The sequence below is a fragment of the Pseudomonas sp. B23(2017) genome, from assembly GCF_002113725.1.
In the GTDB taxonomy this organism is placed as follows: Bacteria; Pseudomonadota; Gammaproteobacteria; order Pseudomonadales; family Pseudomonadaceae; genus Aquipseudomonas; species Aquipseudomonas putida_Z.
This window is the reverse complement of sequence record NZ_NEJM01000004.1, coordinates 317,184-341,518: the sequence shown is the minus strand read 5'-3', so window position 1 is coordinate 341,518 and position 24,335 is coordinate 317,184. Positions and strand designations below refer to the sequence as shown.

The window sequence follows — 24,335 nt, the reverse complement described above, 5'->3', positions numbered from 1 at the left end:
GCACTGGCCCTTTCGCGGGTAAACCCGCTCCCACAGGAGCTGTGCAAGTCTCAAGGTTTGCACAGTTCCTGTGGGAGCGGGTTTACCCGCGAAAGGGCCGGAACAGGCTAGCGCAGTGTCCGCTCCAGCCCACCCACCAGCATGCTTTCCATCAACCCCAGCCCCTGTTCTTCGGGCAAGGCCTTCAACAACCCCGGCAACTGGTTCAGCAGCGTCGCCACCACATGCGCCGTGGCCACCAGGGCCTGCCCCTGCAACTTCGCCTGCGGTGCGATCAACCTCAGCAACCCCGCCTCATAGCGCTTGCGCAGCAAGGCCAGGCGCGCCTGCTGGTCTTCGCTCAGGCAACAGAAGTCGCGCTCCGCCAGGCGAAACTGCATGGGCCGCTCGGCATGCAGCTGCCAGTGCGCGGCAATCAGGCAGCTCAACGCCGACGCCCCGCGCGCCATGGCCCGGCGCCCCTGGTCCAGGGTGGCCTGCAACTCTTCGTACAACTCCTCGATCAGGTCGAACAACAAGTCCTGCTTGCTGGGAAAGTGGTGGTACAGCGAGCCTGCGGTAAGCCCCACATGGGCCGCCAGCTCGCGCATGCTGACCTGGCCAAAGCCCTTTTCGGCAAACAGCGCCATGGCCCGGTCACGTCGCTCTTCAAAGTTGGCACAGCGCATCGCGGCATTGACCGGGGGCATGGCGTTCGCTCCTCAGTAGGTGAAGAAACCGCGGCCGCTCTTGCGCCCCAGCCAACCGGCCGCGACCATTTCCTTGAGCAACGGGGCAGGGCGGTACTTGCTGTCGTTGAAGCCTTCATGGAAGGCCTCCATGATCGCCAGCAGGGTGTCCAGGCCGATCAGGTCGGCCAGGGCCAGCGGGCCGATCGGCTGGTTGCAGCCCAGGCGCATGCCGGTGTCGATGTCCTCGGCACTGGCCAGGCCTTCCTGGCGCACGAAGATCGCTTCGTTGATCATCGGCACCAGGATGCGGTTGACCACGAAGCCCGGGCGGTTGCCGGCGGTGATCGGGGTCTTGCCGACCTTTTCGGTCACCACCAGCGCCTGGGCGTAGGTGCTGTCGCTGGTCTGCAGGCCGCGAATGATCTCGACCAGCGCCATCATCGGCACCGGGTTGAAGAAGTGCACGCCAATGAAGCGCTCGGGGTGCTCGATGCTGGCCGCCAGCTGGGTGACCGACAGCGACGAGGTGTTGGTGGCGATCAGGCAGTCGGCGGCGACGTTGGCCGCCACCTGCTGCAGGATGCGCTGCTTGAGCTGCAGGTTCTCGGTGGCGGCCTCGATCACCAGCTGCGCGCCGCGCAGCTGGGTGTAGTCGGTGCTGGTGCGTATGCGCGTGCGGGCGGCTGCCGCCTTGTCGGCGTCGAGGGTGCCTTTGCCGACCTGGCGTTCGAGGTTCTTGCTCAAGGTGGCCACGCCGCGCTCCAGCGCAGCGTCGGAAACATCCACCAGCAGTACCTGGTAGCCGGCCACGGCACACACCTGGGCAATGCCGTTGCCCATGGTGCCAGCGCCGATCACGGCAATCTGTTCAATGCTCATGTGTCAGGCTCCCTCAGACGCGCTCGAAGACCACGGCGATGCCTTGGCCACCGCCGATGCACATGGTGGCCAGGGCGTAGCGGCCCTGGATGCGCTGCAGCTCATGGATGGCCTTGGTGGCGATGATCGCGCCGGTGGCGCCCACCGGGTGCCCCAGGGAAATGCCCGAGCCGTTGGGGTTGACCTTTTCCGGGTCGAAGCCCAGTTCGCGAGCCACGGCGCAGGCCTGGGCGGCGAAGGCTTCGTTGGACTCGATCACATCCAGGTCCTGCACCTTCAGGCCGGTCTTCTCCAGCACCTTGCGGGTGGCCGGGATCGGGCCCAGGCCCATCAGTTCAGGCTCGACGCCAGCATGGGCGTAGCCCACCAGGCGTGCCAGCGGCTTCAGGCCCAGGCGGCGCACCGCATCACCACTGGCCAGTACCAGGCCGCCAGCGCCGTCGTTGATGCCACTGGCGTTGCCGGCGGTAACGGTGCCGTCTTTCTTGAACACGGTCTTCATCCCCGCCAGTTGCTCGGCGGTCACCTCGCCACGCACATGCTCGTCGGTGCTGAACTGCACGCTGCCCTTGCGGGTTTTCAGTTCCAGCGGGACGATCTGGCTGGCGAAGCGGCCTTCGGCAATGGCGCGGGCGGCGCGGCGCTGGCTGGTCAGGGCCAGTTCGTCCTGCATTTCGCGGGTAATGCCGTGCTTGGCCGCAACGTTCTCGGCAGTGATGCCCATATGGAAGTGTTCGAACGGGTCCTGCAGCACGCCGACGGTGTAGTCGATGCCTTGCAGGTCACCCATGCGAGCGCCCCAGCGTGCCTGCGGCAGCAGGTACGGGCCACGGCTCATGGATTCGGCACCGGCCGCCACGGCCACGTCGGTGTCGCCGAGCAGCAGGCATTGGGCTGCCGAGACGATGGCCTGCAGGCCCGAGCCGCACAGGCGGTTGACGTTGAATGCCGGGGTTTCCTTGGGGATGCCGGCGTTCATTGCCGCTACGCGGGCCAGGTAGGCGTCACGCGGTTCGGTGGGGATCACCGTGCCCATCACCAGGTGGCCGACTTGCTCGGCGGCCACGCCCGAGCGCTCGATGGCGGCGCGGGTGATGGCGCTGGCCAGGTCGGCCAGCGGCAGGTCCTTGAGGGAACCGCCAAAGCCACCAATGGCTGAACGGACGGCACTGACGACGTAGATTTCTGCGCTGCTCATAGGGGCTCCGATTGCGAAGGCATGGCGGGACCGGGCCAGGCTCTGCGAGAATGGCCGGCGATCCCGGAGTGGGACCGAGTCTAGGCAAAGGCTCTGTTGCAGCCTATGCCGGAACTGTTCAGACAACCTGGCACTTTTTGCCACTCAGCATAGACAGCGAAAACCGCCATGCGCGATAGCGATTCGGTCGCCGTGTACTTCCTCAATGCCATGCTCCACGCCCTGCGCGACTGCCCCGCCGAACGCGATGCGCAGCTGCGTGCGGTGGGCATCGACCCGCAACTGCTCGAGCAGCCCCAGGCCCGTGTACCGGCCAAGGCCTTCGCCCAGTTGTGGCTGGCGCTGATCCAGCGCCTGGACGACGAGTTCTTCCGCCTCGACAGCCACGGCATGCCGCCGGGCAGTTTCGCCCTGATCTGCCGGGGCCTGATCCTGGAGCCGAACCTGGAAAAGGCCTTGCGCCAGTGCATGGGCGGTTTTGGCCTGTTCCTGCGCGATTTGCGCGGCAGCCTGACGCTGCGTGGCGGGCGGGCGCTGATCAGCCTGCAGTCGAGCATCGCCGACCCGCTGACCCGGGTTTATGCCGAGGAAACCTACCTGGTGCTGATGATCGGCATGCTGTGCTGGCTGGCCGGGCGGCGGATCGCCATCGACCGCACCGAGCTGGCGGTGTCGCGCCCGGCCCAGGAGGACGACCTGCTGCTGTGGGGGCCGGACCTGCGCCTGGGCAGCGGGCGCACCGAGGTGGAGTTCGACAGCGCCTACCTGCGCCTGCCGGTGGTGCAGGATGTGGCGGCCCTGAAAACCTTCCTGCGCAGCGCGCCGCAGGGGCTGGTGATTCGCTTTCGCAACCAGAACGGGCTGGTGGCCGAGGTGTACCGGCACCTGCGGGCGCGGCGCTATGGGCAGTGGCCGACGCTGGCGGCGCTGGCGCAGCAGCAGGGGGTCAGTGCCAGTACTTTCCGTCGGCAGCTGGAGCGGGAAGGGCGTTCGTACCAGCAGATCAAGGATGAGGTGCGCCGGGCAATGGCCTTCGAGCGGTTGCGCGAAGGGGAGCTGAGCATTGCCGAGATTGCCGAGCAGACCGGGTTCCAGGAGCCCAGTGCGTTTCACCGGGCGTTCAAGAAATGGACCGGGCAGAGCCCCGGCAGCTACCGGGCGCGGTTGGCCGGGCGGTAGCGTTCACCTGTACCGGCCCTTTCGCGGGCTTGCCCGCTCCCACAGGTGCAGCACAGCTTTCAGGCCCTGTGCGATCCCTGTGGGAGCGGGCAAGCCCGCGAAGAGGCCGGTACAGGCTACCGATCAATGATCAGGCCGGCACCATGGCAAACCCGACCCCGAAGCGGTTCCAGGCATTGATGGTGGCAATTGCCAGGGTCAGGTTGGCCACCTCGGCCGGCTCGAAGTGCTCCTGCAAGGCTTCATATTCGCCCTGCGGCGCGCCGTGCTCGGGCAGCCGGGTCAGGCTCTCCACCCAGGCCAGCGCAGCACGCTCGCGCGGGGTGAAGTAGGCGGTTTCCTGCCAGACGCACAAGGTCTGCAGGCGTGCCTCGGTCTCACCGGCCTTGCGCGCATCGTTGGCGTGCAGGTTGACGCAGTAGGCGCAGCCGTTGATCTGCGAGGCCCGCAGGCGCACCAGTTCCAGCAGGGAATTCTCCAGGCCGCTCTTGGCCAGGGCCTGCTCCAGGCCGACCATGGCTTTGTAGGCCTCGGGGGCGTGCTTGGCCCATTCGATACGGTTGTGCATGGCTGTCTCCAAAGGGTGTGTGGTGGGGATGGCGCTACTGTAGCGCCGCACGTTGGCCTCCCCGATAGCCAATCGCGCGCATCCGCGGGAGGCCAATCGGCCATTCGGGAGGCCACTGACAGGCATCCAATCTCTTCATTTCTGCCAGGCCGCCCAAGCCCGGATAATGACCAGGTCTTGCAACAGGAGAACCGATTCATGTCCGAAGAACGCTACATGCGCGAAGCGCTCGACCTGGCCCGCGCCAATATCAAGGCCGGTGGCCGGCCCTTCGGCGCCGTGCTGGTGTACCAGGGGCAGGTGCTGGCACGTGCGGTCAACGAGATCCACAGCACCCAGGACCCGACCGCCCACGCCGAGATGCAGGCCATCCGCAAGGCCAGCCACGCCCTGGGCCAGGCGCGCCTGGATGGCGCCGAAATCTACGCCAGCGGCCACCCGTGCCCGATGTGCCTGGCGGCCATGCACCTGTGCGGCATCGAGCGGGCCTGGTTTGCCTACGACAACGCCGAGGGCGAACCCTATGGCTTGTCCACCGCGGCGGTATACGCGCAGATGGCTCGCCCGCCCCAGCAGCAGAGCCTGCCGCTGCGCGCACTGAAGCCCAGCGGCGAAGCTGGTCTGTACCTTGAATGGAAACAGGCCAACGCACAATGAGAGCGGCATTGAACCTGTTGCTGGTCATGCTGCTGGCACTGAACCTGCGGCCGATCCTGACCAGCATCGGCCCGTTGCTCGAACCCATGCGCGCCAGTACCGGCCTGGGTTACCAGCAGGCGGCCTTGCTGACGGCGTTGCCGGTGCTGTGCATGGGCCTGGTGCCCTTGCTGCAACCCTGGTTGCGGCGCTGGATCAGCGAACATGGCGGCATGCTCGCTGGCCTGTCTGCCATCGCCTTGGCCTGCCTGTGGCGCCTGCAACTGGACAGCGCCTGGGCGCTGATTGCCAGTGCGGTGGTGGCCGGCTTGGGGGTGGCGGTAGTGCAGGGCATGATGCCGGGGCTGGTCAACCGCTGGTTCCCCGGCCGCCTGGCGGGGGCGATGGGCCTGTATTCGGCAGCGCTGATGAGCGGCGGCGGCCTGGCCGCCGTGCTCGGGCCGCACATCAGTGGCTACTTCGGCCACTGGCAGGTGGGCCTGGGCGTGTGGGCGATCCCGGCTGTGCTGGCGGTGCTGGCCTGGGCCGTGCTGCGGCCACGCCAGCAGGCGCCGAAGCTGGCCGGTGCCACCGGCGGTCACTGGTTCGGCACGCGCCGGGCCTGGTTGCTGGCGCTGTACTTCGGCTTGATCAACGGCGGCTACACCAGCATGGTGGCCTGGTTGCCGGCCTATCACATCGAGCATGGCGGCAGCGCCCAGGGCGGTGCCGACCTGGTGGGCCTGATGACCATCTTCCAGGTGGCCGGCGCACTGGGCCTGCCGCTGTTGCTGCGGCGCTGGGCAGACCGGCGCCCGGGCCTGTGGCTGGCCTTGGCGATCCAGCTGGTGGGTTTCCTCGGCCTGCTGCTGGCACCCACGCTGGCCTCGGGGCTGTGGGTGGCGATGATCGGTTTCGGCCTGGGCGCCTGCTTCAGCCAGAGCCTGACGCTGACCCTGGAGCACCTGAAAACGCCTGCCGAGGCTGGCAGCCTGGCGGCGTTCGTGCAGGGCATCGGCTTCATCATCACCGGCATCGTGCCGTACGTCACCGGCTGGTTGCGCGACATCAGCGGTGATTTCCAGGCCTCGTGGACGCTGCTGACCGTGACCGTGGTGGCAATGCTGCTGGTTACCGCCTGCTTCAACCCACGCGGTTATGCCGCGGCCATTGCCCGCCCGGTAGTGGCGGGCAAGGCCGCACCGGTCAACTGAGGCGCTGCAGGGTGTCGCGCACCCGGTCCAGCGCTGGGTCGATGTCCAGCAGCTCGATGGCGCCGAAGCCCAGCAACAGCCCCGGGCGCACTGGCGCTTCGCTGAAGAACGGCGCCAGCGAGTACAGGCCGACTTCCACCTTGCGTGCGAGGTTGGCCAGCAACTCGACATCGACCCCAGGTTTGGCCAGGGCGCTGAGGTGGAACCCGGCACTGGCGGGGATGGCGCTGAACCACGGTGACAGGTCGCCGCCCAGCCGCGCGAGGATGCGTTCGCGACGGGCGCTGTAGACCTCGTGGCAACGGCGGATGTGCTTGTTCAGGTGGCCTTCGCCGAGAAACCGCGCCAGTGCCCACTGCAACAGGGTCGGGCTGTGCCAGTCGCTGAGGTGCTTGGCCACGCAAGCGGCCTTCAACACGGCGGGCGGCAGTACGGCGTAGCCCAGGCGCAACTCGGGCAGCAAGGTCTTGGAAAAGGTCCCCACATAGGCCACCAGGCCATGGCGGTCGAGGCGCTGCAACGCTTCCGCGGCTGGGCCGTGGTAGCGGAACTCGCAGTCGTAGTCGTCTTCGATGATCAACGCACCCAGCTCGGCGGCCCGTGCCAGCAGGGCGTGCCGGCGTGCCTCGCTCATCGGCATGCCCAGCGGGAACTGGTGCGAGGGCGTCACGTAGATCAGCCGGGTGCCGTCGGCGATCTGTTCCACGCACAGGCCTTCATCGTCCACCGGTACCGATTGCAGGCGCGCGCCCAGGGCCAGGAACAGTTGCCGCGCTGGCGGGTAGCCCGGGTCTTCCATGGCCACCTGGCAACCCGGCTCGACCAATACCCGGGCGATCAGGTCCAGAGCCTGCTGGGCGCCGTTGCACACCAGCAGGTCGGCGGCGCTGCAGTGCACGCCGCGGGCGTAGGCGATGTGATGGGCAATGGCCTCGCGCAGCTCTGGCAGGCCCTGGGCCGGGAACTGTCGCTCGGGGTGGCGCTGGCTGCGGCGCAGGGCATGGTTCAGGCAACTGCGCCACTGGTCGAAGGGGAACTGCGCCTTGCTCGAGGCCCCGCCGATGAAGTCGTAACGCGAGGGCGCGTCCAGCTGACGTTGGCTCAGCACGGTGGCGCGCTGCTGCCAGCGCTCGAGGGACGCGGCAGCGGCAAGGGGAATGGCGGTCGATTCGCTGCTGCGCAGCGGCTGGCGCGGGGTGATGAAGGTGCCCCGGCCGACCACGCCGCTCAGCAGGTTGTCGTAGGTCAGCCGGGAATAGGCCTCGGCCACGGTCTTGCGCGACACGCCCAGCTGCTCTGCCAGCAGACGGCTTGGCGGCAGTTGGGTGCCCGCGGCCAGGTGGCCGCTGTCAATGCCGGCGCGCAGTTGCTGGTAAAGCTGGTCGGCCAGGCCTTTACGGCCTTCCAGGCGAATGTGCAGTTCCATGGAGCGGTCCGGAGCGGGAAAGTGCTCAGGATAGCGGATTGGTCGGGGAAGGGCATGGGGCCGCTTTGCGGCCCATCGCGACACAAGGCCGCTCCCACAGGTACAGCGCTGCATTCAAAGTCTGTGATGTCCTGTGGGAGCGGCCTTGTGTCGCGATGGGGTGCAAAGCACCCCCAGAAAGCCAGCGCAAACTCAGATCCGGGCAGTACTCACCGTGATGTAGCCCTTGTCCGCCAGCGCGATACGTATCACGGTCTCGTCCGCCGGCGCCTTGCGGTTGCGCTTGATGCGCACGCCTTCCACCGCCGCCGCTTTCATATGCTCGGTAACGGCCCGCCCGTTCGGGTCGAAGAACAACTCGCTGGCCAGCAACTCGATACGCTCGATCAGTTGGCGGGAGCGTTCATCGGTGGCGCAGAAGAACATCACCCCCGACAGGTGGGGGTCTTCGTCCGGGTTGTTCATGTCATGGGCCAGCAGTTCGCGCAGGGTGCTGCGCAATTCGGCAGTGGGGCGGGCGTACAGGTGCATGCGGAACCTCCTCTGGATCGCGACCTTGCGTCATCCAGTGCCGATCATGTTTTCAGTAGGCAGGGGCAACAAGTAGGACGCATCCGAGCAACGCGTAGGAGTTTTCTGAAGATGCAGGAGTGACACCCCAAGCTGGCGGGAGGACGGCGCCTGCGGCACAATTTGCCGCCCGCTACCCGCCTTGCCGAGGATTGCCATGAACAGCCATTTCCAAGCCGTCGACCTGAAAAAGGCCTATCGCCTGCTGAACCACGGCCCGACGGTGCTGGTGTCGGCCAGCCACGAAGGGGTGGACAATGTGATGGCGGCCGCCTGGGCCTGTGCGCTGGATTTCGACCCACCCAAGGTGACCGTGGTACTCGACAAGACCGCCCGCACCCGGCAGCTGGTGGAGGGCAGTGGCTGGTTCGTGATCCAGGTGCCAACCGCGGCGCAGGCGCAGCTGACCCACCAGGTGGGTACCCGCAGCCTGTTCGACCAGCCCGACAAGCTCGCCAGCATTGGTGTGCAGCTGGCGCGGGTCGAGGGGCATGCGGCGCCGTTGGTGGAGGGCTGTTCGGCCTGGTTGATGTGCCGGGTGATCGACGAGCCGCACAACCAGAACACTTACGACCTGTTCATTGGCGAGGTGGTGGCGGCCTGGGCCGATGACCGGGTGTTCCGCGATGGCCACTGGGCCTACGAGAATGCCGACCCGCAGTGGCGCAGTTTGCACTACGTGGCGGGTGGGCATTTTTATGCGATAGGCGAGCCGGTGGTGGTCGATTCGCAAAGTTGATTACACCTGTCCCGGCCTCATCGCCGGCAAGCCAGCTCCCACAGGTATCACACCAGGCCTGAAGCCTGTGCAGTACCTGTGGGAGCTGGCTTGCCGGCGATAGGGCCGCATGGCGGCCCCTGTCAGTATCAGCGCCCGATCTCCTGCTTGAAGCGCAAGCGCCAGCCATGCAGCAACGGTTCGGTATAGCCACTGGGCTGCTGCCGGCCCTTGAACACCAGCTCCCGTGCAGCGCGGAAGGCATGCGATGTCTCGAAACCGGCGGCCATCGGCCGGTACGCCGGGTCCCCGGCATTCTGCTGGTCGACCACGCGGGCCATGCGTTGCAAGGTCGCTTCGACCTGCTCGGCATCGACCACCCCGTGGTGCAGCCAGTTGGCAATGTGCTGCGCCGAAATCCGCAGGGTCGCGCGGTCTTCCATCAGGCCCACATCATGGATATCCGGCACCTTGGAACAGCCGACCCCTTGCTCGACCCAGCGCACCACGTAACCGAGGATACCCTGGCAGTTGTTGTCCAGTTCGGCCTGGATGTCGGCTGCGCTCCAGGGCCGCTCGGGGCTGACCGGGACACTGAGCAGGTCATGCAGCAACTCGGCGCGCTGGGCATTCAGGTCAACCTGTTCCAGCGTTTGCTGCACGGCCGCCACATCCACCTGGTGGTAGTGCAGCGCATGCAGCGTCGCGGCTGTGGGCGAGGGCACCCAGGCGGTGTTGGCGCCGGCCCTGGGCTGGGCGACTTTCTGTTCGAGCATGGCCGCCATCAGGTCGGGCATCGCCCACATGCCCTTGCCGATCTGCGCCTTGCCGCGCAGGCCACAGGCCAGCCCCACCAGTACGTTGCTGCGCTCGTAGGCCTGGATCCAGGCACTGCCTTTCATGTCGCCCTTGCGCAGCATGGCGCCGGCTTCCATGGCAGTGTGCATCTCGTCACCGGTGCGGTCTAGGAAGCCGGTGTTGATGAACACCACCCGTGACGCGGCGCCGGCGATGCAGGCCTTGAGGTTGACGCTGGTACGCCGCTCCTCGTCCATGATGCCCATCTTCAGCGTGTGTGCGGGCAGGCCCAACAGGGCTTCGACGCGGCCGAACAGCTGGTCGGCAAAGGCCACCTCGGCCGGCCCGTGCATCTTCGGCTTGACGATGTACAGGCTGCCCTCGCGGGAATTGCCGCGGCGCTTGAGGTCATGCAGGCCGATCAGGCTGGTGACCACGGCATCGAGGATGCCTTCCGGGATTTCCCGGCCATCACGGTCGTGGATGGCCGGGTTGGTCATCAGGTGGCCGACGTTGCGGATGAACAGCAGCGAGCGGCCCGGCAGGGTCAGTGGCTGGCCGTCTGCGCCGTGGTAGTGGCGGTCTTCGGCCAGGGTGCGTGCGAAGGTTATGCCGCCCTTGCTGACCTGCTCGCTGAGGTCGCCCTTCATCAGGCCCAGCCAGTTGCGGTAGACGTTGACCTTGTCGTCGGCATCCACGGCGGCTACCGAGTCTTCGCAGTCGATGATGGTGGTGAGCGCGGCCTCCAGCAGGATGTCCTTGACCCCGGCCGGGTCCTGCTGGCCGATGGCGTTGGCCGGGTCGACCTGGATTTCGAAATGCAGCTGGTGATGCTGCAACAGGATCGCTGTTGGCGTGTTCGGCTCACCTTGGTAGCCACGCAGTTGCGCGGGGTGCATGAGGCCCACCTGGCGGCCATCGGCCAGGGTCACCTGCAGCGTGCCCTGGCTGATCGCGTAGGCCTTGGCGTCGTTGTGCGACGCACCGTCGAGCGGGGCAGCGGTGTCGAGGAACTGCCGGCCATAGGCGATCACCTTGGCGCCGCGTCGCGGGTTGTAGCCTTGGCCACGTTCGGCGCCATCGGTTTCGGCGATGGCATCGGTGCCGTACAGGGCATCGTACAGCGAGCCCCAGCGGGCGTTGGCGGCGTTGAGGGCGTAGCGGGCGTTGCTCAGTGGCACCACCAGTTGCGGGCCGGCCTGCACGGCGATCTCGCGGTCGACGTTGCGGGTGCTGACCTGCACGCTTGCCGGGGGCTCCACAAGGTAGCCGATGCCTTGCAGGAAGTGCTGGTAGGCAGCCATGTCACGGATCGGGCCGGGGTGCTGGCGGTGCCAGTTGTCCAGTGCTGCTTGCAGGCGCTCACGCTCGGCGAGCAGGGCGCGGTTTTGTGGTGCGAGGTCGTGGACCAGGGCGCTGAAGCCTTGCCAGAAGGTGCGGGCTTCGATGCCGGTGCCGGGGAGGGCTTCATCTTCGATGAAGCGCTGCAGGGTGGGGGCGATCTGGAGTGGATGGTTTGGCATTGTCTGTTCGCTCGATGTTCAGGCTTCTGGGTAAATGTTGCTTTTGCCGGCCCTTTCGCGGGTGAACCCGCTCCCACAGGGTTTTCACAAGGCCTGAGGCCTGTGCAGAACCTGTGGGAGCGGGTTTACCCGCGAAGAGGCCGGTACAGGATTCAGAGGGCAGCCGCCCCGGCCTTGGCCACCTGGGCATCCTGCTCGGACTTGACCCCGGACACGCCGATCGCCCCCACCACCTGCCCATCCACCCGCAGCGGCACGCCACCTTCCAGGCTGGTCAGCAGCGGCGCGGTGACGAAAGCGGTACGGCCACCATTGACCATCTCCTCGTAATCCCGCGTCTCCTTGCGCCCCAGCGCGGCTGTGCGGGCCTTTTCCATCGCGATGTAGGCGCTGGCCGGCGCGCAGCCGTCCAGGCGCTCCAGGGCCAGCGGGTGGCCGCCGTCGTCGACCACGGCGATGGTCACGTTCCATTGTTGCGCCTGGGCTTGCTGGCGGGCGGCGGTCAGCACGCGGGCGACTTCGGCCTGGCCGATCACGGACTTGCTATGCATGGTGGTTCTCCGGGTTCAAGGCTGCTTCGACGATTTCGATCCAGTGCCGCACCGGTGTGCGCCCGGCCCCGTCGAGGTGGGCCTGGCAGCCGATGTTGGCGGTGGCGATGACTTGCGGTTTGCCGCTTTCCAGGGCGTTGAGGCGGTTGTCGCGCAGTTGTAGCGACAGCTCGGGCTGGGTCAGCGAATAGGTGCCGGCCGAGCCGCAGCACAGGTGGCCGTCCGGTACCGGGGTCAAGGTAAAGCCCAGGCGTGTCAGCAACGCCTCCACCGCACCCCCCAGCTTCAGCGCGTGTTGCAGGGTGCATGGGCAATGGAAGGCCAGGCGCTGTTCGGCGCACAGGCCCAGTTGCTCGACCGGCTCGTCGCGCAGCACCTCCACCAGGTCGCGGGACAGGGCGCTGACCCGTGCGGCCTTGGCGGCGTAGCGCGGGTCCTTTTCCAGCAGGTGGCCGTAGTCATGCACGAACGCGCCGCAGCCGCTGGCGGTTTGCACGATGGCCTCGGCGCCGGCTTCGATGGCTGGCCACCAGGCATCGATATTGCGCCGCGCTCGTTGCAGGCCTTGTTCCTGGGCATTGAGGTGATAGTCCACCGCGCCACAGCAGCCGGCCTGCTGGATCGGCACCACGCTGATGCCCAGGCGGTCCAGCAGGCGTGCGGCTGCGGCATTGGTGTTGGGCGACAGGGCCGGTTGCACGCAGCCTTCCAGCATCAGCACCCGCCGCGCATGGCGCGGTGCGGGGCGTTGGCCGGGGGCGGTGACCCGCGCCGGCAGCTTGCGCTTGAGCGTGGCCGGCAGCAGCGGGCGCAGGGCCTGGCCGCTGCGGGTCAGGGCCTTGAACAGCGCCGGCCGTGGCACCACTGCACGCAGGCCCTGGCGCAGCAGGCGCTGGCCGAGCGGGCGTGGCACCTGCTGTTCGACCACGGCGCGGCCGATGTCCAGCAGGTCGTGGTACTTCACCCCGGAAGGGCAGGTGGTTTCACAGTTGCGGCAGGTCAGGCAGCGATCCAGGTGCAACTGGGTGCTGGCGGTGATCGGCGCGCCTTCGAGCATCTGCTTGATCAGGTAGATGCGCCCGCGTGGGCCGTCCAGTTCATCGCCCAGCAGCTGGTAGGTGGGGCACGTGGCGGTGCAGAAACCACAGTGCACGCAGGAGCGCAGGATGCTTTCGGCCTCGTCGGCGCGGGCCAGTTGCCGGGCGGTTTCGCTCAGGTTGGTTTGCATGGTCTGGCCTCACAAGTCCGGGTACAGACGGCCAGGGTTGAACACCCCCTGGGGGTCGAGTTGCTGCTTGAGCGCACGGTGGTAGCGCATCAGCGCGGCGGGCAGCGGTGGGCTGCTGGCAGCGCCAGGGGCATGGCAGGTGGCGTGGCCGCCAACCTTGGCGACCTGCTCGCGGATCTCTTGCGCCGGTGCCGTGGACTTGAGCCAGCGCTGCGCGCCACCCCAGTCGATCAGCTGCTGGCCGGGCAAATCCAGCTCGCCGGTGGTGTTGGGCACGGACAGGCGCCACAGCGGCGCGGGGCCGGTAAAGAACGCCAAGCGCTGCTCGCGCAGGTCGCTCCAGAAGCAGCTGTCCAATGCCTCGCCGCCCAGACGCTGGCGTGCCGACTGCACCGAGCCTTCGCCGCCTTCCAGGCGCAGGTACAGCGCGTCGCCGTCATGGCAGGCCGCGCTGATCGGCAGCGGCTGCTGGCCCCATTCAGCCAGCTCCGCCAGCGCCTGGTGGCGGCCCATCGGCAGGCGCAGGCTGAGGCACTGGCGCGGGCGTGGCAGCACTTTCAGCGACACCTCGGTCAGCAACCCGAGGCAGCCGAAGCTGCCCGCCATCAGCCGCGACACGTCGTAGCCGGCAACGTTCTTCATCACTTCGCCACCAAAGCGCAACAGCTTGCCGTGGCCGGTGATCACCCGCGTGCCCAGCACATAGTCACGGACCGACCCGGCCCACGGCCGCCTTGGGCCGGACAGCCCGGCCGCGACCATGCCACCCAGGGTGGCGTCGGGGCCCAGGTGCGGTGGTTCACAGGGCAGCATCTGGCCAGCTTCGTGCAGTGCCGCCTCGATCTCGCGCAGCGGCGTGCCGGCGCGGGCAGTCAGCACCAGTTCGGTCGGGTCGTAGCTGACGATGCCGCGGTGGCTGCGGGTGTCCAGCACCTCGCCGGTCACCGGGCAGCCGAGCATGGCCTTGCTGTTGCCGCCCTGGATACGCAGCGGCGTGGCCTGGTTCAGCGCCTGGTTGACCTGCTCCAGCAGGGCCTGGCTGATGTCGCGGTCCATGCTCATCAGAAACGCTCCAGTTCAGGGAAGGGCAATTGCCCATGGTGCACGTGCATGGCGCCGAATTCGGCGCAGCGGTGCAGGGTGGGGATGTTCTTGCCGGGGTTGAGCAGGCCCTGTGGGTCGAAGGCGGCCTTTACCGCATGGAACAGGGTGATTTCGTCGCTGTTGAACTGTGCGCACATCTGGTTGATCTTCTCGCGCCCCACACCGTGCTCGCCGGTGATGCTGCCGCCCACGGCCACGCACAGTTCGAGGATCTTGCCGCCGATGGCTTCGGCACGTTCCAGCTCGCCTGGCAGGTTGGCATCGAACAGGATCAGCGGGTGCATGTTGCCGTCGCCGGCGTGGAACACGTTGGCCACGCGCAGGCCGTATTCGCCGGACAGTTCGCTGATGCCCTTGAGCACCCGTGGCAGTTCGCGGCGCGGGATGGTGCCGTCCATGCAGTAGTAGTCCGGGGAGATGCGCCCCACCGCCGGGAAGGCGTTCTTGCGCCCGGCCCAGAAGCGCACGCGCTCGGCCTCGTCGCAGGCCAGCCGCACTTCACGCGCGCCGGCCTGGGCCAGCACGGCGGCGACCCGTTCGCAGTCGTCGTGCACATCGGCCTCGACGCCATCCAGCTCGCACAGCAGGATGGCCGCCGCGTCCACCGGGTAGCCGGCATGGATGAAGTCCTCGGCGGCGCGGATCGCCAGGTTGTCCATCATCTCCAGGCCGCCGGGGATGATCCCGGCAGCGATGATCTCGGCCACAGCCCGGCCGGCGTCCTCGACGCTGTCGAAGCTGGCCAGCAGCACCCGCGCCACCTGGGGCTTGGGCAGCAGCTTGACGGTGACTTCGGTGACGATGCCGAGCATGCCTTCGGAGCCGGTGAACAGTGCCAGCAGGTCGAAACCGGGGCTGTCCAGGGCATCGCTGCCGAGGGTCAGGCGTTCGCCCTCGACCGTGAGGATTTCCACCTTGAGCAGGTTGTGCACGGTCAGGCCGTACTTCAGGCAGTGCACGCCACCGGCGTTCTCGGCGACATTGCCGCCGATGGAGCAGGCAATCTGCGAGGACGGGTCCGGCGCATAGTACAGGCCGTGGGGCGCGGCCGCCTGGGAGATGGCCAGGTTGCGCACGCCGGGCTGCACACGGGCGAAGCGGCCCTGCGGGTTGACTTCGAGAATGCGGTTGAACCGCGCCATCACCAGCAGGATGCCTTTGGCCAGTGGCAGGGCGCCGCCCGACAGGCCGGTACCGGCGCCGCGTGCCACCACCGGCACGCCACGCTGGTGGCAAAGCCTGAGCAGCGTCTGCACCTGCTCCAGGCGCTCGGGCAGCACCACCAACAGCGGCACCGTGCGGTAGGCCGAGAGGCCGTCGCATTCATAGGGCTTGAGGTCTTCCTCGCGGTGCAGGATCTCGAGGTCCGGCAGGGCAGCGCGCAGCGCTTGCAGCAGCGCCGCCCGATCCACGTCGGGCAGCGCGCCATCGACGCGTTCGTCATACAGGATATTCATCGGCTCACTCGGCAACGGTTTTGTTGTTGTTGGCAAAGCGCTCACCCTTGCAGCCTGCGCGTGGCCGCCGCCTGGGTCGAGTACGGGGTGAACTGGTCCTACCAGTTTTTGCGACGGGTACTGGTTATTGACGGCTTTGCCTGGCTAGATTGAGGCAGGTGGTCGAAGTGGTCCTACCAGCAGGAGGGTGCGCAGTGGGTGCTGAAGGCAAGGCCAAGGTCGCCGACCAGGTGGCCGAACGGGTCGAGCGGCTGATCGTCGAAGGCGTGCTCAAGGTGGGCCAGGCCCTGCCGTCGGAGCGGCGCCTGGTGGACAAGCTGGGCTGCTCGCGCTCGGCGCTGCGTGAAGGCCTGCGCATCCTGCGCGGGCGCGGCATCATCGACACCGAGCAAGGGCGGGGCTCGTTCGTTGCCGACCTGACGGGCCATGCGGGTGCCACGCCGTTGATGCACCTGTTCGGCTCGCAGCCGCGCACGCTGTTCGACCTGCTGGAAGTGCGGGCGTTGCTGGAGGCCGAATCGGCGCGCCTGGCGGCGTTGCGGGCCACCGAGGTCGACCGTTTGCTGATCCGCCGGCGCTATGAAGAAATGCTGGCTGCGCACGAAGCCCCCGAAGCGATCGATGCCCGTGAACATGCCCGCCGCGACCATGCCTTTCACCGGGCGATCAGCGAGGCGTCGCACAACCCGGTGCTGGTGCATACCTTGCAATCGCTCAGTGACCTGACCTTGAGCACGGTGTTCGCTTCGGTCAACAACCTGTATTGCCGGCCAGCGCAGAAGCGCCAGATCGACCGCCAGCATGCGCGGTTGTATCACGCGGTGATGGAGCAGCTGCCCGAGCAGGCGCAGCGTGCGGCGCGCGAACATATCAACGGGATCCGCGACAGTTTGCGGGAGATCGAGCAGGAAGAGCAGCGGCTGGTAAGGGCTACCATGCGCATGGATGGCTGGGGTTGAGGTTTTGCCTGTGCCGGCCCTTTCGCGGGTAAACCCGCTCCCACAGGGGACCGCACTGGGTTTGAAGTGGGTGCGGTTCCTGTGGGAGCGGGTTTACCCGCGAAGAGGCCGGTGCAGGATTACCTCAATCAATGATCGGCTATGCGGTCATCCTGCGAGAGGAGGGCCCGGGCCAGCTCTTCATCATTGGCCTGCAGGCCTGGGTTGTCCTTGCGGGCTTGTTCCAGCGCCGACTCCACATAGGCGCCACGGATTGCACCACCGCTGGCGACGTAGGCCGAAAGCTCGTCACGCGCCGGGATGATCCGTTTGTCGTCCTTGAAGGTCGAGTAAAGCGAGGCGGAAACACCGGCCGAGGTTGCGACGTCGCCTGCGTCGACGTCAGCCAGGGCAGCACCGGCAGGCAGCAGGAGCAGCAGCGCAGGGGCGAGGAGTAGGTGGCGCATGGTGTGATCTCCAGTAGCATGAAGCCCAAGTAATTGAACCACTCAGTGTTTAAGAAAGCGCAGGTGGGGTGGTAGTTCCCTTGTTCAACGCTGGAGATTGCCGGGGCTGCTGCGCAGCCCATCGCCGGCAAGCCAGCTCCCACACGACCGCGCTGCCCTTGAGGGCTGTGCAGTACCTGTGGGAGCTGGCTTGCCGGCGATAGGGCCCTGTCAGGCGAGTTGGTAAGTAGTCTTCACCCGGGTAATGAGTGGTGCTCGGGTGGGGACTATGACGGGAGGGACGGGGAATAAGATGTTCTGGCTGCGCGCATTGACCCTGTCGGGCCAGGCGTGATCTGCTCGGCCCGATGGCCCAATCATTCAATGGATACTGAAGGTTCTCACCCATGCCCGACTACAAGCTGCATTGTTTCGCCGAATCCGGTAACGCCTACAAGGCCGCCCTGATGCTTGAGCTCACGGGCCAGGACTGGCAGCCGGAGTTCGTCGATTTCTTCAATGGCCAGACTCGTGAACAAGCCTGGCGCGACGAAGTGAACGAGCAGGGCGAGGTGCCGGTGCTGGAGCACGCCGGCAAATCCTTCACCCAGTCTGCGCTGATCCTTGACTACCTCGCGGAGAAAACCGGGCAGTTCGGCCCCCGCGACGAAGACGAAAAGCGCGAGATCTGGCGCTGGATGCTGTTCGACAACCACAAGTTCACCAGTTACTACGCGGCGCTGCGCTTTCTTTTCTGCCTGAAGAAAACCGGCGAAACGGACGTGACCCGGTTCCTGCGTGAACGTGCCGTGGCAGCCTACCGTATTGTCGACGCGCACTTGGCGGAGACGCCATTCATGGTCGGTGGCCGGCTGACGATCGCTGACCTGTCGTTGGCCGGGTATGTGTTCATGCCGGAGGACACTGGCATTGCGTTGGCGCAGTTCACCCACATCGAGGCATGGAAGGCGCGAATCCAGGCGTTGCCAGGGTGGAAGCACCCGTATGATCTGATGCCTTGCGCGGCCTCCTGAGCAACCCGGCTCGCCAGGCCATGGTGCAGCGGCCTTTGGTGAGCCAGCCATTCTGATGACCGGTCGGTGACAAGCGAAGCGGTGTGGCTACGCTCAAAAAATCAAGAAACATTCTGAAATATATGGCCAGCAGGCCCAGATGGATCTCTTTCAACCGCTGCAGATGGAAGGCCGCGCTGGTTAGCAGGTCGCCCCATGGGGGGCCGGAAATCACAGGGTGCGTAGTGCAACCCGGTGCTACTCCAAGCGGAGGCTCATGATGCTCAGGAAATGTTTGTTGGCTTTGGCTATCGGTGCAGTGTTGTCGGCTTCGGCCGTGTTGGTGCCTGACTCCATTGGCGGTACCTCCAGCGCATATGCGAAAGATGGTGGTGGCGGAGGCGGAGGCGGTGGTGGTCACGGTGGTGGTGGCGGAGGCAGCGGCGGTGGTGGTGGCCATGGCGGCGGAGGTGGTGGTAGCGGTGGCGGCGGTGGCCATGGTGGCGGCGGCGGTGGCTCGGGTGGTGGCCACGGCGGCAGTGGCAGCGGGCATAGTGGCGATGGTGGTGGGCATGGCGGCCCAGGGCATGATGGCCGCGGGCGCAATGGTGCTGATGATGGCGCCGACCACGAGGCCAACCACGAAGCCAACCACGAAGCCAATCATGAGGCGAATCACGACGTGGGCGAGCCCCACGGTGTAGGGCATGGCGCTGATGATGGGGCTGACCATGATGTTGGGGATGATCGCGGAGGCGACCGGAACTAGCAATTTGGGTGTCTGTGCCGGCCCTTTCGCGGGTAAACCCGCTCCCACAGGTACTGTGCCGATCTCAAGCTTGGCGCGGCCCCTGTGGGAGCGGGTTTACCCGCGAAAGGGCCGGCGCAGGTTTACAAGCGTTCAGATCGACAACCGCACCACCCGGTTATCCAGCACCTGCTGCTCCTGCCCCCGCCGCTTGTTCACCACCAACTCGCCGATAGCAATCAGCCGGGTACGGGTGATGTTGCGCGACAACCCCAGCAACTGCGCGGTATGCACCTGGTTGTAATGGCAGAACCGATACGCCGACCGCAGCAGGGCATTTTCCACCTTCTCGTACAGGTCACCCGACTGCTCTTCGAACAAGCGGCTGAACGCCCGCTGCAGCAGATCCTCCACACCATTGCCCGCAGGCTCTTCCTCCTGCCGTTCGATACGCAGGTTGGACAAGCGCAGGTCTTGCGCCTGCACCGTACCGTCGCCGCAGGTCAGCAAGCTGTGGTGAATCACGTTCTCCAGCTCGCGGATGTTGCCCGGCCAACTGTATTCCACCAGCTTGGCCTGGGCCTTGGCGCTCAGCTCCACCGGCCCGTAGCCCAGCCGGTCGCTGTAGCTGCGGATGAAGTGCCGGGCCAGCGGCAGGATGTCACCCGGGCGGTCGCGCAACGGGTGCAACTGCAAGGTCACCACGTTCAGCCGGTAGTACAGGTCTTCGCGAAAATGCCCGGCGTTGATGGCCTTTTCCAGCTGCACGTTGGTCGCCGCCAGTACCCGCACATTGATCGGGATGCTCTTGCGCGACCCCAGCCGCACCACTTCGCGCTCCTGCAGCACGCGCAGCAGCTTGACCTGGATCGGCAACGGCAGGTCGCCGATTTCGTCGAGGAACAGCGTGCCGCCGTTGGCTTCCTCGAACCAGCCGGCCTTGGCCGCCAGGGCGCCAGTGAAGGCGCCTTTTTCATGGCCGAACAGCTCCGCCTCGACCAGCGATTCGGAAAAGGCACCGCAGTTGACCGCGACGAACGGGCCGTTGCGCCGGCCGCTGAGGTTGTGGATGTGGCGTGCGACCAGCTCCTTGCCCGTGCCGGTTTCGCCGATGATCAGCACGCTGGCCTCGCTGGGGGCGACCTGTTGCAGGTGGGCGAGCAGCGCCTGCGACCTGGGGTCTTCGAAAACCTGTGCGGTGGCCCGGATCGAGGTGGCCAGTGTCGGGGACGGGGGGAGGGTCAGCAGTTGCATGGGCAATCCTCAGGAATAGAAGGATGGGGCAGGGCGCTTGTCGTTGAGGGCCCACTCGCCGAGTTCGTGGATGCGGTAGTCCACCGGGTCGTGCAAGGTTTGCGTGCGCAGGTTGCGCCAGTGCCGGTCGAAGCGCAGCGAAGCATGGGTGGCGCGGGCGCCGGTGACCTCGAACAGGCGGTTGCAGATGTCCAGGCCATGGCGGCTGGCGGCAACCTTGGCGGTGCCGATGGCCAGGGCCAGGTCGCCGCGCTCTTGCGCCGTGAGGGCGTGCTCCCTGGCCCAGGCGGCATCGAGCTGGCGTGCGGCCCGTTCGATCAGCAGGCGCACGCTCTCCAGGCCGACCCAGAACTCGCCGTAATGGCGCAGCACGTATGGGTCTTCGGCGCTGCTGGCGGCGCTGGAGCGGAACCACGGCCGGCTTTCCTTGAGCGTGTACTGGCGGGCCTCCTCGAACGCCCCCTCGGCGATGCCGAGGAACAGGTTGGCGAAGTGCAACTGGGCAATCAGCGGGCGCAGGGCGGCGAACGGCGTGCTCAAGGGGCCTGGGTCGAGCAGCAGTTCGTTGTGCTCCACCCGTACCCGCTCGAAGGTGGCGCTGCCGCTGTCGGTCTGGCGCTGGCCGATGTTGTTCCAGTCACTGTGCAGGCTGATGCCGGTACGGCCACTGGGGATGGCGGCGATCAGCAGCTTGCCGCCGGCACGTTCGTCCACCGCCGAGGCGATGAGCATTTCCGAATCGCTGGCGCCGGAGCAGAAGCTTTTCTTGCCGGAAAACTCGCACCAGCCATCGAAGTGCTTGACCACGGTGCGGGTGTCCAGCGGGTTCAAGGCATTGCCCCAGAACCACTGCTTGCGGGCGGTCTGCTCGAACCACGGTTGCCATTGGTCCGGGCGCGAGAACAGGCGCACGGTGGCCAGCATCAGGTGATGGAAGCCGAACACGTGGGCGATGGAGCTGTCGACCCGGGCGAACTCGCGCACCACCGCGAAGGTGTCGTGCCAGTTGGCGCCCTGGCCGCCGAAGGCCTGCGGGATCACCAGCGACAGCAGGCCGCTGTCACGCAGGGCGTCGCGCTCGGCTTTTGGCGTGCCGCCGCGCTCGTCGCGCTCGACGGCGGTCTGGGCAAACTGCCCGGCCAGTTCGCGGGCGATGGCCAAGGCAGGGCGCCGGGGGGTGTTCACAGGTGCATTCATGGCCGCTCCTCAGGCGCTCTTGCGCAGCGCATGATGGGCGCCGAACAGCGGCACGGCGCGCTCGGCGGCCAGGCGGATACGGGCGGCCAGGGCTGCGCTGGACACCCGGTAGTCGGCCATTTCCGCCTGGCTGGCGAACACGCCGATGGGCAGGGTCAGGGCTTGCAGGAAGCTGAACAGTGGGCGCAGCTGGTGGTCGAGTACCAGTGCGTGGCGCTCGCTGCCGCCGGTGGCGGCGAGCAGCACCGGGGTGTCGACCAGGGCGTCCTGGTCGATCAGGTCGAACAGGTGCTTGAAGTGGCCGGTGAAGCTGCCGCGGTACACCGGCGTGGTCACCACCAGCAGGTCGGCTTTTTCCACCAGGCGCAGTTGCTGTTCAACGGCCTCGGGCAGTTCGCTGCGCCACAGGGCGCTGCCCAGCGGGCGGGCGATGTCGCCCAGTTCGATCAGGTGCGGCTTGATGTGCAGGTGCTGGGCCAGTTCGGCGAGGATCGCCTCGGTCAGGGCCAGGGTGCGCGAAGGGCGGGCAGTGCCGCCGGACAGGGCTACGACGTTCAGTGGGGTGCTCATGGGCAGGTCTCCGGTTCTGGTTGAGCGGGGACTTTGCTTGAGCAATCGTCGTGCCGAGTTTGAATTTGCTTTTATTTCAACTGGTTAGCGCTTTTCTGATGGTTGCGGCGCTGTTGCCGTGCAGCGTTGCCTGTTGATCGTGTGTTGCGCTGCAGACAGTTGGCCGGGTGTTGGCGGCTGTGCAGTGAGGACAGTTATAGAGCAATGCTTGATGGTTAAAAAAGAATAAGAATTCATATTCTTATGCGAATTATGTTTTACGGGCATGCCGCTGCCTTACCGGTTCCGACAATCCCTTGTACGAACGCCACCAGTTGCTCTCTAGCGGCCATCACCGTTCCCCACTGGGCCTGACCGCACAATAACCCAAGTACCGCCTGGGCGATCGAACGCGCGCACGATGCCGTCAAGCCGCACTCGGCTGCGACAATTTCGCTGAGCAGTCCGCTGTATTGCGCCTTCAACTGTTCAACCTGCAACAGTTGCTCTTCGTTCAGGTTCATGGCTTCGCGGGTCAGTAGCACCAGCTTGTCCGGGTTGGCCTGGCTGTACGCAACAAACGCCTGGACGAAGCACGGCAAGCGTTCACTGTTGGTACGGGCGCTTTTGAGGCATTGTCGGGTTTCATACAGCAGGTCGGTCAGGCTCGATTCGATCAGTTCGAACAGCAGGCCCTGTTTGCTCTCGATATGGTGGTACAGCGACCCGGCTCGGAGCCCCAGGTGGCTGGCCAGGTCGCGCAGGCCGATGGCCTGGTAGCCGTGGCTGGCAAACAGCGCGCTCGCCGCCTCCAGCAAGCGGTCCCGGGCATGCGGGGCGGGTACGGGCGGGTGGCTGGAGGCGGGCATGGCAGCACCTGTCGACGAATTGATGTTTGACCAAATGTAAGACAACAGGCATCTTACGTAAAGACTCAATCACGGAGGTGTTTTGTGGAAAATCAAACGGTGGTGATCGTAGGTGGCGCCTCAGGTCTGGGCCTGGAAACAGCCCGGCTGATGGTCAAGCGTGGCGCTGGCAAGATCGGCCTGATCGACCGCAACGAGCAATTGTTGCTACAAGCAGCAGAAGAGCTGCGCGGGCAGGGTGTGGAGGTGGCGATCGCGGTGGGTGACATCGCCCGCAAGGACACTGCCCACGCGGCCTTCGACCAGATCGTCGAAGGCCTGGGCCGGGTGCATTGCCTGGTCAACAGTGCGGCGATCTACCCGCGCAAGGATATCCTCGAGATCACTGACGAAGAGTGGGACCTGGAAAACGCCGTCAATATCAAGGGTACCTACCACATGATGGTCGCTGCGGTGCGCCACATGCAGCAGTACGTGGCAGCCCCGGCGGTGACCGGGCGCATCGTCAACGTCACTTCGGTTGATGCCTTCAAGGCCCACCCGCAAAACGCCCACTATGCGGCGACCAAGGCTGCGGTGGTGAGCCTGACCAAGTCGTTCGCCCAGGCCTGTGCCAAGGACCAGATCCTGGTCAATTCGGTGGCCCCGGCCGGTTTTGCCACCGAGCGCGCCAAGCAGCTGGGCTTCCTTGGTGAACTGGCAGCGGCCAACCCGTTGGGTCGCGCCGCGGAACCAGCAGAAATCGCCGAGTGGATCGTGATGATGGGCAGCAGCCGCAACAGCTACGCCACCGGTGAAAACGTGATCGTCAGCGGGGGTTACATCTATGCCTGAAGTCGCATTTCCCGAGGGCTACCAGCGCGCGCTGGTGACTGGGGCTACCAGCGGTATCGGCAAGGCCATCGTACTGGCGCTGCGTGACGCCGGCCTGCAGGTGATTGCGGTCGGGCGCAGCCCGGAAGCGCTCGCGGAGCTGGCTGGCGAGCCGGGTGTGACCATCTTGCAGGCGGATGTGCGCGACTACCGTTCGCTGGCTGTTGCGCTGGAAGGGCAAGCGGTGGATGTGCTGGTCAACAACGCGGGCATTCTTTCCACCCGTGCGGCGTTCCAGGACATCGACGAAGCCGAAATCGACAACATGCTCGACATCAACCTCAAGGCGCCGCTGCACCTGGCGCGCCAGGTGCTGCCGGGCATGGTCGGACGGGGCAGGGGGCATCTGTTCTTCATTGGCTCCAGTGCTGGCCGCGCGCCGCACCCGGGGGCTGCTGTATACGGGGCGTCCAAGGCTGGTGTAAGCCTGTTCTGCGATGCCTTGCGCTGTGACTTGCTGGGCAGCGGGGTGCGGGTAACCGAGATTGCCCCGGGCAGGGTGCAGACCCAGCTGTACAAGACCGCCATGGGCATGCAGGCGGCGGGCAGCGAACTGTATGACGGTTATGAGTCGATCCAGCCGGAGGATATTGCACAGCTGTTGCTGGCAGCGCTGAAGATGCCGCGGCAGGTGGATGTGTCGCGGCTGGAAGTGTTCCCCACGGCGCAGGCGGTGGGCGGCGGGCGGATGGTCAAGACCGGCGGTTGATCCGCTAGTTGTATTGGCT

Annotated in this window: 25 protein-coding genes; 9 read left to right on the top strand and 16 right to left on the bottom strand. The window is 66.3% G+C overall.

The genetic code is table 11. The annotated features are described in order from the left end of the window. Nucleotides 1-107 precede the first annotated feature (107 nt). Genes CAG46_RS09450 through CAG46_RS09440 form a run of 3 tightly spaced genes read right to left on the bottom strand, consistent with a single transcriptional unit; the run spans nt 108 to nt 2,748 of the window. The gene (locus CAG46_RS09450) at nt 108-689 is read right to left on the bottom strand and encodes a TetR/AcrR family transcriptional regulator (RefSeq protein ID WP_085615205.1); all 582 of its coding nucleotides are present in this window, start codon (nt 687-689) and stop codon (nt 108-110) included. 12 nt (nt 690-701) lie between these two features. Beyond that, the gene (locus CAG46_RS09445; RefSeq protein WP_085615207.1) at nt 702-1,550 is read right to left on the bottom strand and encodes a 3-hydroxybutyryl-CoA dehydrogenase; all 849 of its coding nucleotides are present in this window, start codon (nt 1,548-1,550) and stop codon (nt 702-704) included. A gap of 13 nt (nt 1,551-1,563) precedes the next feature. Then, on the bottom strand, nt 1,564-2,748 hold the full coding sequence (locus CAG46_RS09440; RefSeq protein ID WP_025338698.1) for an acetyl-CoA C-acyltransferase family protein: 1,185 nt from the start codon (nt 2,746-2,748) through the stop codon (nt 1,564-1,566). A 168-nt stretch (nt 2,749-2,916) separates the two neighbouring features. Between CAG46_RS09440 and CAG46_RS09435 the strand changes: the two genes are divergently transcribed. Further along, nucleotides 2,917-3,927, top strand: a complete 1,011-nt coding sequence (locus tag CAG46_RS09435; protein WP_085615210.1) for an AraC family transcriptional regulator — start codon at nt 2,917-2,919, stop codon at nt 3,925-3,927. 130 nt (nt 3,928-4,057) lie between these two features. On the opposite strand, the gene CAG46_RS09425 is transcribed toward CAG46_RS09435, so the two are convergent. After that, on the bottom strand, nt 4,058-4,495 hold the full coding sequence (locus CAG46_RS09425; protein WP_025338700.1) for a carboxymuconolactone decarboxylase family protein: 438 nt from the start codon (nt 4,493-4,495) through the stop codon (nt 4,058-4,060). Between the two features lie 198 nt (nt 4,496-4,693). On the opposite strand from CAG46_RS09425, the gene CAG46_RS09420 reads away from it, so the two are divergent. Together CAG46_RS09420 and CAG46_RS09415 are read left to right on the top strand one after the other, a co-directional pair. After that, the gene (locus CAG46_RS09420) at nt 4,694-5,152 is read left to right on the top strand and encodes a nucleoside deaminase (protein ID WP_025338701.1); all 459 of its coding nucleotides are present in this window, start codon (nt 4,694-4,696) and stop codon (nt 5,150-5,152) included. Beyond that, nucleotides 5,149-6,345 carry a CynX/NimT family MFS transporter gene (locus CAG46_RS09415; protein WP_085615214.1) on the top strand — a complete coding sequence of 399 codons (1,197 nt, stop codon included), beginning with the start codon at nt 5,149-5,151 and terminating at the stop codon, nt 6,343-6,345. The genes CAG46_RS09420 and CAG46_RS09415 overlap by 4 nt, the downstream gene beginning before the upstream one ends. Here the strand turns inward: CAG46_RS09415 and CAG46_RS09410 are convergent. Together CAG46_RS09410 and CAG46_RS09405 are read right to left on the bottom strand one after the other, a co-directional pair. Next, on the bottom strand, nt 6,338-7,771 hold the full coding sequence (locus CAG46_RS09410; protein ID WP_085615216.1) for a PLP-dependent aminotransferase family protein: 1,434 nt from the start codon (nt 7,769-7,771) through the stop codon (nt 6,338-6,340). The two genes, CAG46_RS09415 and CAG46_RS09410, sit on opposite strands and share 8 nt — an antisense overlap. 192 nt (nt 7,772-7,963) lie before the next feature. Then, nucleotides 7,964-8,302, bottom strand: coding sequence for a hypothetical protein (locus CAG46_RS09405; RefSeq protein ID WP_085615218.1), 339 nt, complete (start codon nt 8,300-8,302; stop codon nt 7,964-7,966). Between the two features lie 196 nt (nt 8,303-8,498). On the opposite strand from CAG46_RS09405, the gene CAG46_RS09400 reads away from it, so the two are divergent. Next, nucleotides 8,499-9,080 (top strand): flavin reductase family protein, encoded by a 582-nt coding sequence (locus CAG46_RS09400; RefSeq protein WP_075044899.1) that lies wholly within the window; start codon nt 8,499-8,501, stop codon nt 9,078-9,080. A 128-nt stretch (nt 9,081-9,208) separates the two neighbouring features. On the opposite strand, the gene CAG46_RS09395 is transcribed toward CAG46_RS09400, so the two are convergent. From CAG46_RS09395 to glcD, 5 genes are all read right to left on the bottom strand, one after another. Next, nucleotides 9,209-11,380, bottom strand: a complete 2,172-nt coding sequence (locus CAG46_RS09395; RefSeq protein ID WP_085615220.1) for a malate synthase G — start codon at nt 11,378-11,380, stop codon at nt 9,209-9,211. A 152-nt stretch (nt 11,381-11,532) separates the two neighbouring features. Beyond that, entirely contained in the window at nt 11,533-11,931 is a 399-nt protein-coding gene (locus tag CAG46_RS09390; RefSeq protein ID WP_085615222.1) for a heme-binding protein, read from the bottom strand. Beyond that, on the bottom strand, nt 11,924-13,159 hold the full coding sequence (gene glcF, locus CAG46_RS09385) for a glycolate oxidase subunit GlcF (RefSeq protein WP_085615224.1): 1,236 nt from the start codon (nt 13,157-13,159) through the stop codon (nt 11,924-11,926). Before glcF ends, CAG46_RS09390 begins: the two co-directional genes overlap by 8 nt. Nucleotides 13,160-13,168: 9 nt before the next feature. Then, on the bottom strand, nt 13,169-14,221 hold the full coding sequence (glcE, locus tag CAG46_RS09380) for a glycolate oxidase subunit GlcE (RefSeq protein WP_085615226.1): 1,053 nt from the start codon (nt 14,219-14,221) through the stop codon (nt 13,169-13,171). Continuing rightward, on the bottom strand, nt 14,221-15,720 hold the full coding sequence (gene glcD / locus CAG46_RS09375; RefSeq protein WP_085615228.1) for a glycolate oxidase subunit GlcD: 1,500 nt from the start codon (nt 15,718-15,720) through the stop codon (nt 14,221-14,223). The genes glcE and glcD overlap by 1 nt, the downstream gene beginning before the upstream one ends. Before the next feature lie 194 nt (nt 15,721-15,914). Between glcD and glcC the strand changes: the two genes are divergently transcribed. Continuing rightward, nucleotides 15,915-16,679, top strand: coding sequence for a transcriptional regulator GlcC (glcC, locus tag CAG46_RS09370; RefSeq protein ID WP_085615231.1), 765 nt, complete (start codon nt 15,915-15,917; stop codon nt 16,677-16,679). A gap of 128 nt (nt 16,680-16,807) precedes the next feature. On the opposite strand, the gene CAG46_RS09365 is transcribed toward glcC, so the two are convergent. Beyond that, nucleotides 16,808-17,125, bottom strand: coding sequence for a DUF2388 domain-containing protein (locus CAG46_RS09365; RefSeq protein ID WP_003260922.1), 318 nt, complete (start codon nt 17,123-17,125; stop codon nt 16,808-16,810). Between the two features lie 386 nt (nt 17,126-17,511). Here CAG46_RS09365 and CAG46_RS09360 point away from each other — a divergent pair, with 386 nt between their 5' ends. Together CAG46_RS09360 and CAG46_RS28885 are read left to right on the top strand one after the other, a co-directional pair. Next, the gene (locus CAG46_RS09360) at nt 17,512-18,138 is read left to right on the top strand and encodes a glutathione S-transferase family protein (protein ID WP_085615233.1); all 627 of its coding nucleotides are present in this window, start codon (nt 17,512-17,514) and stop codon (nt 18,136-18,138) included. A gap of 356 nt (nt 18,139-18,494) precedes the next feature. Further along, a complete protein-coding gene (locus CAG46_RS28885; protein WP_178080695.1) occupies nt 18,495-18,821 on the top strand; it encodes a hypothetical protein in 327 nt (108 codons plus the stop codon). A gap of 197 nt (nt 18,822-19,018) precedes the next feature. Here the strand turns inward: CAG46_RS28885 and sfnR are convergent, their stop codons facing one another. From sfnR to CAG46_RS09335, 4 genes are all read right to left on the bottom strand, one after another. Beyond that, nucleotides 19,019-20,119: a sigma54-dependent transcriptional activator SfnR gene (sfnR, locus tag CAG46_RS09350; RefSeq protein WP_025338722.1), complete on the bottom strand. Its 1,101-nt coding sequence runs from the start codon at nt 20,117-20,119 to the stop codon at nt 19,019-19,021. A gap of 9 nt (nt 20,120-20,128) precedes the next feature. Continuing rightward, on the bottom strand, nt 20,129-21,316 hold the full coding sequence (locus CAG46_RS09345; protein WP_085615236.1) for an acyl-CoA dehydrogenase family protein: 1,188 nt from the start codon (nt 21,314-21,316) through the stop codon (nt 20,129-20,131). Between the two features lie 9 nt (nt 21,317-21,325). Beyond that, a complete protein-coding gene (gene msuE, locus CAG46_RS09340; RefSeq protein WP_085615238.1) occupies nt 21,326-21,886 on the bottom strand; it encodes an FMN reductase in 561 nt (186 codons plus the stop codon). Nucleotides 21,887-22,143: 257 nt separating this feature from the next. Continuing rightward, nucleotides 22,144-22,734: a TetR/AcrR family transcriptional regulator gene (locus CAG46_RS09335; RefSeq protein WP_085615240.1), complete on the bottom strand. Its 591-nt coding sequence runs from the start codon at nt 22,732-22,734 to the stop codon at nt 22,144-22,146. Between the two features lie 84 nt (nt 22,735-22,818). Here CAG46_RS09335 and CAG46_RS09330 point away from each other — a divergent pair, with 84 nt between their 5' ends. Next, nucleotides 22,819-23,568: an SDR family NAD(P)-dependent oxidoreductase gene (locus tag CAG46_RS09330; RefSeq protein ID WP_085615242.1), complete on the top strand. Its 750-nt coding sequence runs from the start codon at nt 22,819-22,821 to the stop codon at nt 23,566-23,568. Beyond that, nucleotides 23,561-24,316: an SDR family oxidoreductase gene (locus tag CAG46_RS09325; RefSeq protein WP_085615244.1), complete on the top strand. Its 756-nt coding sequence runs from the start codon at nt 23,561-23,563 to the stop codon at nt 24,314-24,316. Before CAG46_RS09330 ends, CAG46_RS09325 begins: the two co-directional genes overlap by 8 nt. Nucleotides 24,317-24,335 lie beyond the last annotated feature (19 nt).

What these genes read in the sequence shown, in the direction of transcription:
- CAG46_RS09395 (WP_085615220.1), bottom strand. Translation starts at nt 11,380, where the DNA reads ATGCCAAACCATCCACTCCAGATCGCCCCCACCCTGCAGCGCTTCATC.
- CAG46_RS09410 (WP_085615216.1), bottom strand. Translation starts at nt 7,771, where the DNA reads ATGGAACTGCACATTCGCCTGGAAGGCCGTAAAGGCCTGGCCGACCAG.
- CAG46_RS09450 (WP_085615205.1), bottom strand. Translation starts at nt 689, where the DNA reads ATGCCCCCGGTCAATGCCGCGATGCGCTGTGCCAACTTTGAAGAGCGA.
- CAG46_RS09405 (WP_085615218.1), bottom strand. Translation starts at nt 8,302, where the DNA reads ATGCACCTGTACGCCCGCCCCACTGCCGAATTGCGCAGCACCCTGCGC.
- CAG46_RS09415 (WP_085615214.1), top strand. Translation starts at nt 5,149, where the DNA reads ATGAGAGCGGCATTGAACCTGTTGCTGGTCATGCTGCTGGCACTGAAC.
- CAG46_RS09335 (WP_085615240.1), bottom strand. Translation starts at nt 22,734, where the DNA reads ATGCCCGCCTCCAGCCACCCGCCCGTACCCGCCCCGCATGCCCGGGAC.
- CAG46_RS09425 (WP_025338700.1), bottom strand. Translation starts at nt 4,495, where the DNA reads ATGCACAACCGTATCGAATGGGCCAAGCACGCCCCCGAGGCCTACAAA.
- CAG46_RS09435 (WP_085615210.1), top strand. Translation starts at nt 2,917, where the DNA reads ATGCGCGATAGCGATTCGGTCGCCGTGTACTTCCTCAATGCCATGCTC.
- glcF (WP_085615224.1), bottom strand. Translation starts at nt 13,159, where the DNA reads ATGCAAACCAACCTGAGCGAAACCGCCCGGCAACTGGCCCGCGCCGAC.
- CAG46_RS09420 (WP_025338701.1), top strand. Translation starts at nt 4,694, where the DNA reads ATGTCCGAAGAACGCTACATGCGCGAAGCGCTCGACCTGGCCCGCGCC.
- CAG46_RS09440 (WP_025338698.1), bottom strand. Translation starts at nt 2,748, where the DNA reads ATGAGCAGCGCAGAAATCTACGTCGTCAGTGCCGTCCGTTCAGCCATT.
- sfnR (WP_025338722.1), bottom strand. Translation starts at nt 20,119, where the DNA reads ATGCAACTGCTGACCCTCCCCCCGTCCCCGACACTGGCCACCTCGATC.
- CAG46_RS09390 (WP_085615222.1), bottom strand. Translation starts at nt 11,931, where the DNA reads ATGCATAGCAAGTCCGTGATCGGCCAGGCCGAAGTCGCCCGCGTGCTG.
- CAG46_RS28885 (WP_178080695.1), top strand. Translation starts at nt 18,495, where the DNA reads ATGCGAAAGATGGTGGTGGCGGAGGCGGAGGCGGTGGTGGTCACGGTG.
- msuE (WP_085615238.1), bottom strand. Translation starts at nt 21,886, where the DNA reads ATGAGCACCCCACTGAACGTCGTAGCCCTGTCCGGCGGCACTGCCCGC.
- CAG46_RS09325 (WP_085615244.1), top strand. Translation starts at nt 23,561, where the DNA reads ATGCCTGAAGTCGCATTTCCCGAGGGCTACCAGCGCGCGCTGGTGACT.
- CAG46_RS09360 (WP_085615233.1), top strand. Translation starts at nt 17,512, where the DNA reads ATGCCCGACTACAAGCTGCATTGTTTCGCCGAATCCGGTAACGCCTAC.
- CAG46_RS09365 (WP_003260922.1), bottom strand. Translation starts at nt 17,125, where the DNA reads ATGCGCCACCTACTCCTCGCCCCTGCGCTGCTGCTCCTGCTGCCTGCC.
- CAG46_RS09445 (WP_085615207.1), bottom strand. Translation starts at nt 1,550, where the DNA reads ATGAGCATTGAACAGATTGCCGTGATCGGCGCTGGCACCATGGGCAAC.
- CAG46_RS09345 (WP_085615236.1), bottom strand. Translation starts at nt 21,316, where the DNA reads ATGAATGCACCTGTGAACACCCCCCGGCGCCCTGCCTTGGCCATCGCC.
- glcE (WP_085615226.1), bottom strand. Translation starts at nt 14,221, where the DNA reads ATGAGCATGGACCGCGACATCAGCCAGGCCCTGCTGGAGCAGGTCAAC.
- CAG46_RS09400 (WP_075044899.1), top strand. Translation starts at nt 8,499, where the DNA reads ATGAACAGCCATTTCCAAGCCGTCGACCTGAAAAAGGCCTATCGCCTG.
- glcD (WP_085615228.1), bottom strand. Translation starts at nt 15,720, where the DNA reads ATGAATATCCTGTATGACGAACGCGTCGATGGCGCGCTGCCCGACGTG.